The 12916-nt window shown below is 64.5% G+C and carries 9 protein-coding genes; all 9 read left to right on the forward strand.

Annotation, left to right across the window (positions count from 1 at the left end):
- Positions 1-202: 202 nt before the first annotated feature.
- The 9 genes from MLG_RS05430 to MLG_RS05465 all read left to right on the forward strand — a co-directional run bounded on the left by MLG_RS05430 (position 203) and on the right by MLG_RS05465 (position 12872).
- Positions 203-3916, forward strand: a complete 3714-nt coding sequence (locus MLG_RS05430; protein ID WP_011628807.1) for an oxidoreductase — start codon at positions 203-205, stop codon at positions 3914-3916.
- An 859-nt stretch (positions 3917-4775) separates the two neighbouring features.
- Positions 4776-6170 carry a tyrosine-type recombinase/integrase gene (locus MLG_RS05435; protein WP_011628808.1) on the forward strand — a complete coding sequence of 465 codons (1395 nt, stop codon included), beginning with the start codon at positions 4776-4778 and terminating at the stop codon, positions 6168-6170.
- A gap of 337 nt (positions 6171-6507) precedes the next feature.
- Positions 6508-6735, forward strand: a complete 228-nt coding sequence (locus MLG_RS05440; RefSeq protein ID WP_011628809.1) for a helix-turn-helix transcriptional regulator — start codon at positions 6508-6510, stop codon at positions 6733-6735.
- On the forward strand, positions 6735-9512 hold the full coding sequence (locus tag MLG_RS05445; RefSeq protein WP_011628810.1) for a hypothetical protein: 2778 nt from the start codon (positions 6735-6737) through the stop codon (positions 9510-9512). The genes MLG_RS05440 and MLG_RS05445 overlap by 1 nt, the downstream gene beginning before the upstream one ends.
- A 364-nt stretch (positions 9513-9876) precedes the next feature.
- Positions 9877-10242: a hypothetical protein gene (locus MLG_RS05450; RefSeq protein WP_011628811.1), complete on the forward strand. Its 366-nt coding sequence runs from the start codon at positions 9877-9879 to the stop codon at positions 10240-10242.
- Positions 10242-10475: a hypothetical protein gene (locus MLG_RS05455; RefSeq protein WP_011628812.1), complete on the forward strand. Its 234-nt coding sequence runs from the start codon at positions 10242-10244 to the stop codon at positions 10473-10475. The genes MLG_RS05450 and MLG_RS05455 overlap by 1 nt, the downstream gene beginning before the upstream one ends.
- The gene (locus MLG_RS05460; RefSeq protein ID WP_011628813.1) at positions 10472-11863 is read left to right on the forward strand and encodes a hypothetical protein; all 1392 of its coding nucleotides are present in this window, start codon (positions 10472-10474) and stop codon (positions 11861-11863) included. Before MLG_RS05455 ends, MLG_RS05460 begins: the two co-directional genes overlap by 4 nt.
- A gap of 18 nt (positions 11864-11881) precedes the next feature.
- Positions 11882-12307 carry a hypothetical protein gene (locus tag MLG_RS15385; protein WP_011628814.1) on the forward strand — a complete coding sequence of 142 codons (426 nt, stop codon included), beginning with the start codon at positions 11882-11884 and terminating at the stop codon, positions 12305-12307.
- Complete coding sequence (locus MLG_RS05465; RefSeq protein ID WP_011628815.1) at positions 12300-12872, forward strand: hypothetical protein; 573 nt, start codon at positions 12300-12302, stop codon at positions 12870-12872. Before MLG_RS15385 ends, MLG_RS05465 begins: the two co-directional genes overlap by 8 nt.
- The last annotated feature ends 44 nt before the right edge of the window (positions 12873-12916 follow it).

Raw genomic sequence — 12916 nt, forward strand, 5'->3', positions numbered from 1 at the left:
GGGAATGTTGTGCCCGCTCAGGATCATATGCAGGCGGCTGTGCGTCGCCAGGTGCGGAAGCCGGTTGCCTCGCCGGGACCGGGACAAAACGCCGCACGGGAGTTCTCCCCTGCAAGGCGCCATAATGTGGTATGCGGAATGACCGTTATCGGCGCCCCGCCGACCGTACGGTGCGACCGCTCCGAATGAACGGGAGCCCACCATGTCACCTGATGCGCAAGTTCCCCCCGAAGCCGGTGGCCCACAGGGACGCGATTTTCCCCTGGGTATCGCCGGCTTCCGTTACGCGGATCTCCACAACCCGGCGCAGCTTGCGGAACTGTTGAGCGTTTTCGACCAATTCCTGGCGACGGACGATCCGGTATTGTTCGAGGTCTTTCAGCAGTACCGGACGGCCGGGGCGGGGGATCTCTCGGCCACGGAACGCTCGGCGGTACTCACCGGGGTGGCCCCGCAAGTGAGCCGTTTTCTGGCCCGCCTCTTTGGGATCGAGAGCGAATGGGGTCGACTCCGGGAACGCGTTCAGCGGGAGTTGGATACCGTCATGGCCTACCGGGACCAAGTGGTCGCGAAGGTCCGGAAGCGCTTTGCCCCCGAGGATCTAGCCGACTGGGACCTGGAGACCCTGGACCGCGAGGTCTCTGTGCTCCAAGAGGCATTGTCCGGGAGCGATAACCCAGTCGAAGACCCGGAGCGGGCGCTTGCCGCGAGCGCCATGTCCGTGCTGCAGGCCATGGAGACGGGGCACGACCCCGATGGCGTAACGGCCCTTCGGCAGTCACTGGAGGCGCATCCCGATGGCCCCACATTGCTGGCGGAGGCGCTGTCGGAGAGCACCCCGCAGGCCTTCTTGGCCGCGCTTCTCAACCGGATAGAACGCTGGACTTTCGCCGCCGTTCAATCCACCGCAATCGGTGCCCAAACGCATGGTTGGACGGCGCTGCGGGGACGGGCCAAGACGGACTTTGAGAACCAAGTGCCGTGCGAGCCCGTGGCGCGGGAGGGGTATACGGCGTATCGCACCGACGTGACGCGAAGGCGGGATGGGTTCGCACTCACTGATCCGGGTCTGCCGCTAAGGCGGATCGTGGACGAGGTGGAGCACTGCCTCTACTGCCACGATCGCGACCGGGACTTCTGCTCCAAGGGTATGCGCGCAAAGGCGGGTGGTTTTCGCAACAACCCCTTGGGCACGCCCATGGTGGGCTGTCCGCTGGAGGAGAAGATCTCAGAGGCGCAATATCTCAAGCACCGGGGCGACAGCCTGGCCGCCCTGGCGGTGGTTATGGTGGACAACCCTATGGTGCCCGGGACCGGCCACCGCATCTGCAAGGACTGCGTCACCGCCTGTATCTATCAGAAGGTCGAGCCGGTGGCGATCCCGGAGGTGGAAACGGCCATCCTGCGCGAGGTGCTTGCCCTGCCTTACGGCTTCGAGATCTACAGCCTGCTCACCCGGTGGAACCCCCTGCACGTCCAGCGCCCCCACATGCTGCCCTACAACGGCAAGAATGTGCTGGTTGCCGGTATGGGGCCGGCAGGTTACACCCTGGCCCACTACCTGTTGAATGAGGGGTTTGGCGTTGTCGGCATCGATGGCCTGAAGATTGAGCCCCTGCCCGATGAGTTGACTGGCGTCGCCAGCGGCGTTCCCGCGCCGGTGCGCGATTTCGACACCCTCTACGAGCGACTGGATGAACGGACGGTACTTGGCTTCGGCGGGGTCGCCGAGTATGGCATTACCGCTCGCTGGGACAAGAACTTCCTCAAGGTCATCTATCTGACGCTAGCACGACGCCGCGCATTCCGCTGCTTTGGGGGGGTGCGCCTGGGTGGCACCCTGACGGTGGACGACGCCTGGGCCCTCGGCTTTCATCACATTGCGATCGCCGCCGGGGCCGGCAAGCCGACGGTCATCGGGCTTGAGAACAATCTGGTGCGCGGCATCCGTCAGGCATCGGACTTTCTGATGGGGCTGCAGCTGACCGGTGCGGCCCAGCGCAACGCCCTGGCCAACATGCAGGTTCGCCTGCCCGCCGGAGTGGTGGGGGGCGGGCTGACGGCCGTGGATACCACCACGGAGCTCCTCGCCTACTACCCCATCCAGGTGGAGCGAACGTTGGAGCGGTACGAGGCTGTGGTCAGCCGCTTTGGAGAGGAAGCGGTCCTGGCCGAATATGACGGCGAGGAACGCGAGATCCTTGACGAGTTTCTGGACCATGGCCGCGCCGTCCGGGCCGAGCGCGCCCGGGCAGAGCAGGCAGGGGAGTGCCCTGACTTCGCGCATCTGCTGTCGGGATGGGGGGGCGTCACGCTCTTCTACCGCAAGGGGTTGCATGACGCGCCGGCCTATCGGCAGAACCACGACGAGCTGGTCAGGGCCATGGAGGAGGGCCTGATTCTGGCTGATGGTATGGCACCGCAATCGGCCATGGCAGACGGGCATGGCCACCTGAAGGCCGTTCGTTTTGAGAAGATGCATCAGCAGGAGGATGGCGACTGGGTGGCCGGTGGTGAGACACTCACCTTGCCCCTTCGGACCCTGGTAGTGGCCGCCGGTACCTCACCCAACGTGGCCTACGAAAGGGAGCACCCGGGCACCTTCGAGCTGGATGGCAAATTCTTCCGTGCCTTCGAGCCCGGAGAGGACGCCCCACACCTGACGCCGGTGGGCGAGAACCAGCCCACCCCAAAAATTGGTAACCCGGCACCCTTCACCTCCTATGAACATGACGGCCGCCGCGTGTCCTTCTTCGGCGACAACCATCCCGTTTACGCAGGCAACGTGGTGCGCGCCATGGCCAGCGCCAAGGACGGTTATCCATACATCGTCGACCTCTTCCGTCAGGCGCTCGACAGCCTGGACCCGGCCGATCAGCCGCAACGGGATGCGGCCATAAGCCGGTTGCTGGCGCACCTGGATGATCAGCTCCAGGCACGCGTACAGACGGTGCGGCGGCTGGCACCCAGTATTGTCGAGGTGGTGGCGCGTGCGCCGCTGCAGGCGCGCAACTTCCAGCCCGGGCAGTTCTACCGGGTACAGAACTACGCGTCGTGCGCCCCGCGGATGAACGGCGTGCCGCTGGTCACCGAGGGGATGGCGCTGACCGGGGCCTGGGTGGATAGGGCGCAGGGCCTGGTTTCGGTCATCGTGCTGGAAGTGGGCGCCTCGTCCCGCCTCTGTGCCACTTGGCAACCCGGCGACCCGCTGGTGCTGATGGGACCGACCGGTGCCCCCACCGAGATACCGGCTGGCGAGACGGTGCTGCTGGCCGGAGGCGGCCTGGGTAACGCCGTGCTCTTCTCCATCGGCCGGGCGTTGCGGGCGGCGGGTAGCCGGGTGCTTTACTTCGCCGGTTACCGTAACCCCGGCGACATCTATAAGGTTGACGAGATCGAGGCGGCGGCAGACGTAGTCGTCTGGAGTGTTGATCCCGGTCCCGGGGTGCAACCGGTGGTGGCACGCCGCCCACAGGATCGCAGCGTCGTCGGTAACATTGTGGAGGCAATGACCGCGTATGCCGCTGGTGAGTTAGGGTCGACTGCAGTGCCCATGGGAGCGGTGGATCGCATCATGGCCATCGGCTCCGATCGCATGATGGCGGCGGTGAAAGCAGCCCGTCGCGGGGCGCTTGAGCCTTATCTGAAACCTGGCCACGTGGCGCTCGGCTCCATCAACTCGCCGATGCAGTGCATGATGAAAGCGGTCTGTGCCCAGTGCCTGTGCCGGCAGGAGGATCCGGATAGCGGTGAGGAGCGGTTTGTCTTCAGCTGCTGTGAGCAGGATCAGCCCCTCGATGCCGTGGACTTTGAGCACCTGAACGGACGGCTGCGACAGAATTCAGTCCAGGAGAAACTGACCAACCGGTGGCTCGATCTGCTCCTTGCGGAGGCCCCTGACATACCCAGGGTATAAGCCGCCCGGGGGGCACGGGTGGAAAAGAAGAGGCCCTCGGTCCGGCCGCCGAGGCGTGTGCCGGATGAGGGCCATAACCACTACGGAGAGGGTTGAATGGACACGGCCTTCTTAAAGCAGAAATCGGGCCAACTCATGAATACCGAAAAATCAATTGGTTACGAGGAGGGTGCCTGGTCCGGGTAGGGCAAATCGCCCACACGATCCGTTGCCTGCCACGATCCGACTCTGAGTGCCGGTGGCGCACCCGGTCCGGGTGACGCGGCGGGGAGGTGCGCGGTTGTCTCCCCCCCCCCCCACACCGTCACTGCGAGGAGGCGAAGCCGAAGTGGCAGTCTACCGCCCTGGATCGCCACGGGCCTTCGGCCCTCGCGATGACGGGGGGAAAGCCTTCGGCCCTGGCAATGACGGGGGTGCCCCGTTCCTCGTTGATTCGGGCCCGCGCAGCGGGGAGGGGGGCTCGCGATGACGGGGGTGTGCCGTCCTTCGTAGATTCGGGCTCGCGCAGCGGGGGTGGGGCTCGCAATGAGGATGTATTCAGTGCTTCCACAAAAACAAAAAAGGGGTTAGGCCGCTAGACCTAACCCCTCTTCGCTTCTTTGGCTCCCCGGGACGGGCTCGAACCGCCGACCCAGTGATTAACAGTCAAGCGTTTCTTTCTTTCCCGTCCATTTTTATCACTTGCTCCCTCCCTCCTGGATGCCCGTAAACCCTTGTACGGCCTGCATCCAAGGCGTATTATTCTATTCAGGTTAATGCAGTTGGGTGCACATCTTGTGACCGCCAGTGTGCACCCAGTTGTGCACCCAATCGGCCCAGTGATTCGGGTTCTGATCTAGTGATTCAGGAGGGCAGGGCGATGGCTCGCAAGGGTATTACGGCCAAGAAACTGGAGGCGCTCCAGGGCAAGCGCCGCAAGTCGGCCACCAGGGAGTGGGACGGTGACGGTTCAGGGTTCGGGGTGAAGGTGTCGGCAGCCGGGCGGCTGACATTCTTTCAGTTCTACTACTCCCCCGAGGGCACCACCGATAAAGACGGTAACGACATTACCGGCAAGCGGCGGTTCATGGGGCTGGGTAACTACCCTGAGACAACGCTCGCAGAGGCGCGGGAGAAGGCGCAGGAGGCGCGAGAGTTGCTAGAGCGGGGCATTGATCCGCAGGAGCACGCCCGAGAGCAGCAGGAGGCGCACAGGCGGGAGAAACGCAAGCGGGCGCAACGGGGCACGCTGGCAGGGGTGGCGGCGCTGTACCTGTGGCACATGCGCAAGCGCGGGCGCTCCAGGGAGTACATTACCGCCGTTCGCCGTGGGTTCCACCGCGACGTGTTCCCGGTGGTGCCCCGTGACACCAAGGCCGGGGACGTGGAGCCGGAGGACGTGCAACTGATCCTGCACCGGCCCCTAAGCCGTGGCGCTGACCATACCGCCCGAGTGCTGCGGGCTAACCTGCATCGCGCGTTCAAGTTGGCCATTCAGGCGGATAACGACCCGCGCAACCTGGGCAGTGCCGTTAAGTTCCGCGTGCGCCACAACCCGGTGGAGGACGTGCCGCTTGAGGTGCACGTTACGCCCGGAGATCGGGAGCTTTCATTTAGCGAGATCGGGCGCGTATGGCGGGAGGCCGACCACGCGACCCCTTACCCGCAGGATGCGTTGCTGTTGCGCCTGCTGCTGGCGCTGGGCGGCCAGCACATTACCGAGCTGAGGGAAGCACAGTGGCCCGAGTTCGATTTGCAGGCCGGACAGTGGCACCTGAAAGCCGCCCGGCACAAAAACCGCACCCGCGACCACCTGGTACCAATCAACAGCACCGCCGCCGAAGTGCTGGAGGAATTGCGGGCGCTGACTGGTGGGCAAGGGTACCTGTTCCCGCAGCTACGCAACGCGCACAAGCCCATGCGAGCCGAGAGGCCGGGCGCTATCGTTCGCGGTCTGCTGGCGCACCTGGAGGCGCAGGGCGAGCCGATGGAGAAGTTTACGGCCTCAGACTTCCGGCGCACCTGCAAAACGCGGATGCACGAGATAGGGATTCCCAAAACCACCACCAACCACCTGCACAACCATGACTTTGGTGGCGTGAGCGCGAAGCACTACGACCGCTACGACTATTGGGGCGAGAAACAGCGGGCCATGCGGGCATGGGATATTGCGCTGAAAGCCGCCATTGCAGGCGAGCCGGTGCCCGAGGCGCGTTGCCGGGCGGCGCTCCAGTGGGACGAGAATGGCGGGGCGCGGCTGGAGGTGGTGGGCTAGGTCAAAACACAACATCTAGTGGGGGTGTCGCGCTACACCCCTGATATATGGCTAAAATCGGCACTTGCGCGACCCCCCTCCAGTGCGGTTTAATCAGGTCTGTGCGTGACGGATTGCGCACAAAAAAGCCCGGCCGCTGTTGGAGCAGTGACCGGGCTGGTGGGGCAAAGCCCCGTTTCTTTCTACCTTTCGTGCTCCACCGTTGGGGGTGGAGTGAGGTCTACCGTTGGAGCGGTAGCCTCATAGGCAGTATAGCCAGAGTTGAACACATAGCGCAACACCTGGCCGTATCTTGCCGCCCCCCGCTGGTGGAGCCTCGAACATGAGGTTCTGACCAATGACCGCACAAAACGCGACCGCCTGCCCTTCCCGCCTGATGAAAAAGCGGGAAGTCATCGACGTTACCGGCCTTTCCGAGTCCACGATCTGGCGACGTGAGCAGGAAGGGCGATTCCCTCCCCGTATTCGCCTGGGCCAGCGCATGACCGTCTGGCGTGAGTCGGACGTTCACGAATGGCTTGCCGATCCGGTTGGTTATCAGCAGGCAGGCGGGGAGGGTGCGTAATGCTGACAGAAAAACGAAACCCCGCCGCCGGGGGCGAACCGGCGAACGGGGCGGGCGCACATTGGGATGGCGTGCAACAGAATTATAGCACTGCCGATAGCACTGCCGATGCCGCCGTTTCACTGTTCACCGCTACGAACCCCTCCCGCCTTTCCAAGCGGTACCATCTGGACCAACAGGGCCAGCTTCTGACCGCCCCCGGTGGTTCCCTAGTGCGTGGCGAATACCGGCGCATGGAATGCGGGGAGCCGTGGCAACTGGCAACGCTAATTGACGGGTTGCGGCCAGACCAAGCGTTGGCCTTTGGCGTGGCTAGGGCTGAACGTTCCCCCGTGGCATCCCGCAAGGCCGCAAAAGAAGGGGACATTACCCGCACCCGTGAGCACTTCGATTGGCCCGCCGCGCCCGGGTGGCTCATGCTCGACTATGACCCTGAGGCGACCGCCAAACCGCTAGACCGGGATGGCCTGTTGTCGGTGCTGCGGGAAGCGTGGCCAGACATCGAGCGTGCCCCGTTGGTGCTGGGTGATAGTGGCAGTTCCCATATCTACCACGCTGATACGGGCGAATGCGTTAAGGGCCGGGGCGGGTTGCGCTGCTATGTCCTGGTGGCTGACGCCCGCGACATACCCCGAGCAGGTGAGGTTCTGCATAAGCGCCTATGGCTTGCGGGTCACGGCTTTTACTTGGTGAGCAAGTCCGGTGCCCTGCTGGAGCGTGGCCCCGTGGATGCCGTGGTGTGGCAGCCCGAGCGCCTGGACTTCGCCGCCGGTGCCGCTTGCATCGCGCCCCTGGAACAACGCCGCCCACCGGCAGAGCCGCGCAACAATGACGCCGCGCCCATCGACACCCGCGCAACGCTGCCGGACCTGACAGCCGCAGAGCTGGAGGAACTGGCCGAGCTGCGCCGACAGGAACGCGAGGCAATGGCGCCAGACCAAGCATTGCAGCGGGAAGAGTGGGTAGAGCAGCGCCTAGACGAAATCCAGCCGAAGGATGTCGAGGAAGCCCGCGCCCGGCTAACTGATGCGGTGACGAACGGGCGTCTTTACGGTGACTTCGTTTTGCACCACCAAAGCGGCAAGCGCGTGACGGTCGGGCAAGTGCTGGACGATCCCGACCGCTGGCATGGGCAACGCTTCGCTGATCCGCTGGAACCGGATTACCGGGCGGACAGCCGAATAGCATGGCTGAACCTTCGCAGTGGTGGCCGCCCCTTCATCTACAGTCATGCCCACGGCGGGGCGCGTTATACGTTGATCCGCGCAAGCGCCACGTTGAAGGCCCAGCCCGGGGAAATGCCGCGCATTGTGCGCGAAGCCGACGCCCTTATGGCTGAAGCCGGTGTTGTGTTCCAACGTGGGGGGCAGCTTGTCCGGGTAGTGGAGGACGGTACCCTATTCGGGGTGCAACCGCCTTGGTTGCGGACTCACCTGGAGGAAGTAGCCGCATGGCTGAGGTGGGACGGGCGCGCCAAGGATTGGCTACCTGCCGACGCGCCCGGAGACCTTGCGCCGCGCATCCTGGCCAACCGGGGCGGCTGGAGCGTGCCCGAGCTGACCGGGGTAATTCGCGGGCCGATACTGCGCCCCGATGGCTCCCTGTTGAACCAGCCCGGCTATGACAAGGCAACCGGCCTGCTGCTGCTAGCAGACCACCCGGACGGCTGGCCAGCCATTCCAGCGCACCCGAGCCGGGAGCAGGTACGGGCCGCGTTGGCCACCCTTTGGGAGCCTTTCGCGCGCTTCCCTTATGTCGATGACGTGAGCCGAGCGGTTCAACTGGCCGCGTTGCTGACCGCCGTTCAGCGCCCACTGTTGGAGACCGCGCCCGCCTTCGCCTGGAACGCCTACCGGGCAGGAACGGGCAAGAGCAAGGGCGCGAAGGCTACAGCATGGCTAGGCGGTTCCGAGCCGGTCGAAAGCCCGTGGTCGGAGCAAGCCGAGGAACAGCGCAAGCGCCTAATGTCCGCGCTGATGGCCGGGCCGTCTAGTCTGCTGCTAGACAACGTAAGCGGCCCTATGGACTCGGACACGTTATGCGCGGTGTTGACCGCGAGCGAGTTCAGAGACCGCAAGCTAGGCGTATCTGAGGATGTGAGCGCCCCAACCCGCGTGTTGGTGGCTGCCACGGGTAACAACCTTCGACTAGTGGGCGACCTGTCCCGCCGGGTACTGGTTGCCACCATCGACCACGGAGTGGAGAACCCGGAGCGCCTGGCCTTCCCCTTTGACCCGGTGGCCCGCGTGCGGGAGCGGTGGTTGCACTACCGCGCCGCCGCCCTAACGGTGCTGCGCGGGTTTCTCGCTGAGGGCGCCCCAGCCCATGGCCTTGGAACGATGGGCAGCTATGAACAATGGGATGCCCTTATTCGCCAATGCGTGGTCTGGGTCAGGGCCGAAGGGCTGGCGGGGTTTAGCCTGGCTGACCCTGCCGACGCCGTGGCCCGCAACTACGACAACGACCCGGAAACGCAGAAGCTCCGGGCGCTGGTGGCGGCATGGCACGCGCAACACGCCGCCGCGCCCGTGCGGGTCGCCACGCTAATCAGCACAGCCGGGGGCGATGTCGACGGCTGCACCTTCCCGCAATACGACGAAGGACGGGCGGCGCTGCTGGAGGCCCTGCAAGAGATCGCGGGGGATCGTGGTTATGTGAATCGCCGCCGGTTGGGCCGTTGGATAGAGCGCCACGCCGGGCGCGTTGTCGATGGCCTGCGCATTGAGAGCGCGGGGGAGGCGTACAAGACCCGGCAATGGCGGGTGGTGCAAGTCTGAGTTAGTGGGGGTTTCGGGGGTTTCTGGGGTTTCTCACAACGATGGGTTCAAAACTGTCAGCGACAGTTCAGACCTATAGAGCGAAACAAACCCCAGAAACCCCACAAACCCCCACTAGCTACCGGACCCGAATATAACCTCGCTCAAATCAGGGGCAATTACCCCGGCCTACCCTCCAGCGCCCGCCTTTAAGCCGCCCCTGTGGTGGTGATTGAACCCCGCCAAGTGATAACTAATCACTCTCGTCAATTCATGTTAATGCAGTTTAATCAATCACTTGTAAAACATTGTCCCGCTAGTACCATAGGGAGTAAGGGTTTTAGGTGCACAAATGGGTGCACATTAGCGAGAGGTTAGGCGCGAAATGGCGGCCAAGCATCAGGACATTCCAAAGCAATACCGCCCCGGCTGGCTGGAATCGCTGGACGGTCGTTATGGCCTTGCCCGTGAGCTACGCGCCCGCTTCGATGAAGTCTGTAATGACCTTGGTGGTGCGGATCGCTTGTCTTACATGCAGCGATCCCTTGTAGAGCGTGGTCTGTGGCTCGAATACTGGCTGGCCCAACAGGAGCAGGCGTTGTCCAAGGGCGGTGACTTCGACGTGGGCAAGTGGGTGCAGGCCGCTAACAGTCTCCAGGGTATCTACTCCCGCCTTGGTCTGGAGCGCCGTCAACGTGACGTTCCAGACCTTGCGCAATACCTGGCGGCCAAGGCAGGGGAGGCGGGCTAATGGTCATCTGTGCCAACTGCCGCCACTACCCCGGTCCCGGCCAGCTATGCGCGGTGGCCAAGCGCCACGCCACGCACCACCGCCGTTCCTGCCGCTACCACCGGACGGACACCAGCGCCCGCCACGTCGCCACGCTCCGCCGCCTGGCGGTGGATTGGCTCCACCAGGGCGATCACAACCGCTACGCCGTAACCCTGGACCTGGCCCACCAGGCACGGGAGGCGATGCGATGAGCGTCACCATCCGCGACGTGATGACCGATCCCGCCCTGTTCGGTGGCCAGTTCGGTGGCGACACCTGGGCCGCCTGGCGTGCGCTCCTGAGCGGCTTTTATGGCCTCCCGCTGGACGATGCCGAGGCACAGCACTGGCACGCGCTCACAGACCGCGAGAGCGCCCCGCAGAGCGCACATGACGAGTTGTGGCTAGTGGTAGGCCGCCGCGGTGGCAAGTCCAATGCAGCGGCCTTGCTGGCGGTCTATGAGGCGTGTTTCAAAGACCACCGCGATGCCCTGGCACCCGGTGAGGTTGCCACCACCCGCGTCATGGCTGCCGACCGTGCGCAGGCCCGCAGCGTGTTCCGGTATATCTCCGGTCTGATGCACGCGAATCCGATGCTGGAACGGCTGATCGTGCGCGAGGATCGGGAATCCATAGAGCTGTCCAACCGGGCTGTTATCGAGGTGGGCACGGCCTCATTCCGCACGACACGCGGCTACACGTTCGCGGCGGTGATTGCCGACGAGGTGGCGTTCTGGCGCTCCGATGACAGCGCGAACCCTGACAGCGAGATCATTGCCGCCGTGCGTCCCGGTCTGGCCACGCTGAACGGCAAGCTGATCGCGCTTTCCAGCCCATACGCCCGACGCGGTGAGCTATGGGAAAACTACCGCCGACACTACGGCAAGGCATCGCCCATCCTGGTGGCGCAGGCTCCCAGCCGCACCATGAATCCCTCATTGCCTGAGCGCGTGGTCACGGAGGCAATGGAGCGTGACCCGGCCAGTGCGGCGGCGGAGTACCTGGCGGAGTTCAGGACGGACGTGGAGACCTTCCTGCAACGCGAAGTAGTAGAGGCCGCCACGCGGCCCACCCCGCTGGAGTTGCCCTACAACAAGCGCGTTACCTATACCGCCTTTGTTGATCCGGCAGGTGGTGGCGCGGATGAGTTCACCGCCGCCATCGGCCACCGGGAAGGGGAGCGCGTGGTCGTGGACGTGCTACGCGCCCGCAAGGGTACGCCTGCCGAGATCGTTGCCGAATACGCCGACCTGCTGAAGTCCTACCGGATCACCCGCGCTATCTCGGATCGTTATGCAGGCTCATGGCCTGCCGACGAGTTCAGCCGCCACGGGATCACCGTAGAGCAGGCCGCTAAACCGAAGTCAGACCTTTATCGGGACATGCTCGCCAGCATGAACAGCGCCCGCGTGGAGCTTCCGCCCGATGATCGGCTGATGACCCAGCTAATCAGCCTGGAGCGCCGCACAGCACGCGGTGGCCGGGACAGTATCGACCACGCCCCCGGTGGTCACGATGACAGAGCAAACGCCGTTGCCGGTCTGGTGGCGGCCAACTCACGCGCCCCAGGCGAACGGATGCGGGCGCTTTGCACTTGGTAGTACAGCGAGGTAACGACGATGGCAGTTTTCAGAAGTGACAGCCCACAGCATTGGGAACAACCGTCCAGGCCCATTAAGGAGTTCTGGAGTTCCGACCTTGAGCCGAAGGCCGACAGCAAGCCCACCCGACGCAAGGCAGACCCGAGCGCGGTGCAACGGCTGATGAACCAGCGCACCGCCACCCCGAAGGCCGACACCGCTCCGCCGCGCCGTGCTGGCCGGTATGACGCTGGTGCCGAGCGCCGCCGACAGGCCGCCGCGATGGCGGAAATCCGCGACCGTCACAAGTCTAGTCGCGGCCTCACCCGCACCGACGCGAAGGCAAAGGCCGCTCCGGTCATGCCAGAGCCGACCACGGACAGCGCTCCGAGTGGTGGCGGGTATCAGGCGATGGTGGACGCGATCAAGGGCGCACATAAGCGGGGAGGTGATAACAATGGGTAAGCATGTAGACGCACTGGAAAAGCAGATTGCCGAAGAGTACCGGCTCAACGAGGAACACGCAGCCGCCGCCGACAAGGCCCGCGACGAGTATCAGGCCGCCGTGGCTGCCGGGGACATGGGAGCGGCTTCCAACTGCCGTGCCGAGGCCGAACGGCTGGACGGCCTTGCTCGTCAACATGGCGACCGCATAGACGCCCTGGAGGCGCAACGGCCCGAAGCCGAGCGCAAGGATAACGGCCCTGCCTTCCGGCAGGCGGTGAAGGTGATGGAGCAGGAGTTGCAGGAGGAAGCCGACACCCATGCCGAGCTGGCCGAGCTGGTGGGTAAGCTGGCCGATCTGCGTAAACGGCTGGACGAAGTACACGCCAGCGCCACCGCCGCCTGTCGCAAAGCCTTTCAGGCCGCCGACGCTGCCCATGAACCGCGACCCGAAGTTGACCGGGATCGCATGGCCACCACCGCCGACATGGATGCCCTGATGCGTACAGTAAGGGAGCTGATGAACGTGGCGGGGCACCAGGCAACGCTAGTCATGAACACGCGGGATAAGGCCCGCGCCGCCTAGACCTCGCTGGAAGTGGGGAGCGGTTATTGCCTGCACCGCTCGCG

The sequence above is a fragment of the Alkalilimnicola ehrlichii MLHE-1 genome (assembly GCF_000014785.1).
In the GTDB taxonomy this organism is placed as follows: Bacteria; Pseudomonadota; Gammaproteobacteria; order Nitrococcales; family Halorhodospiraceae; genus Alkalilimnicola; species Alkalilimnicola ehrlichii.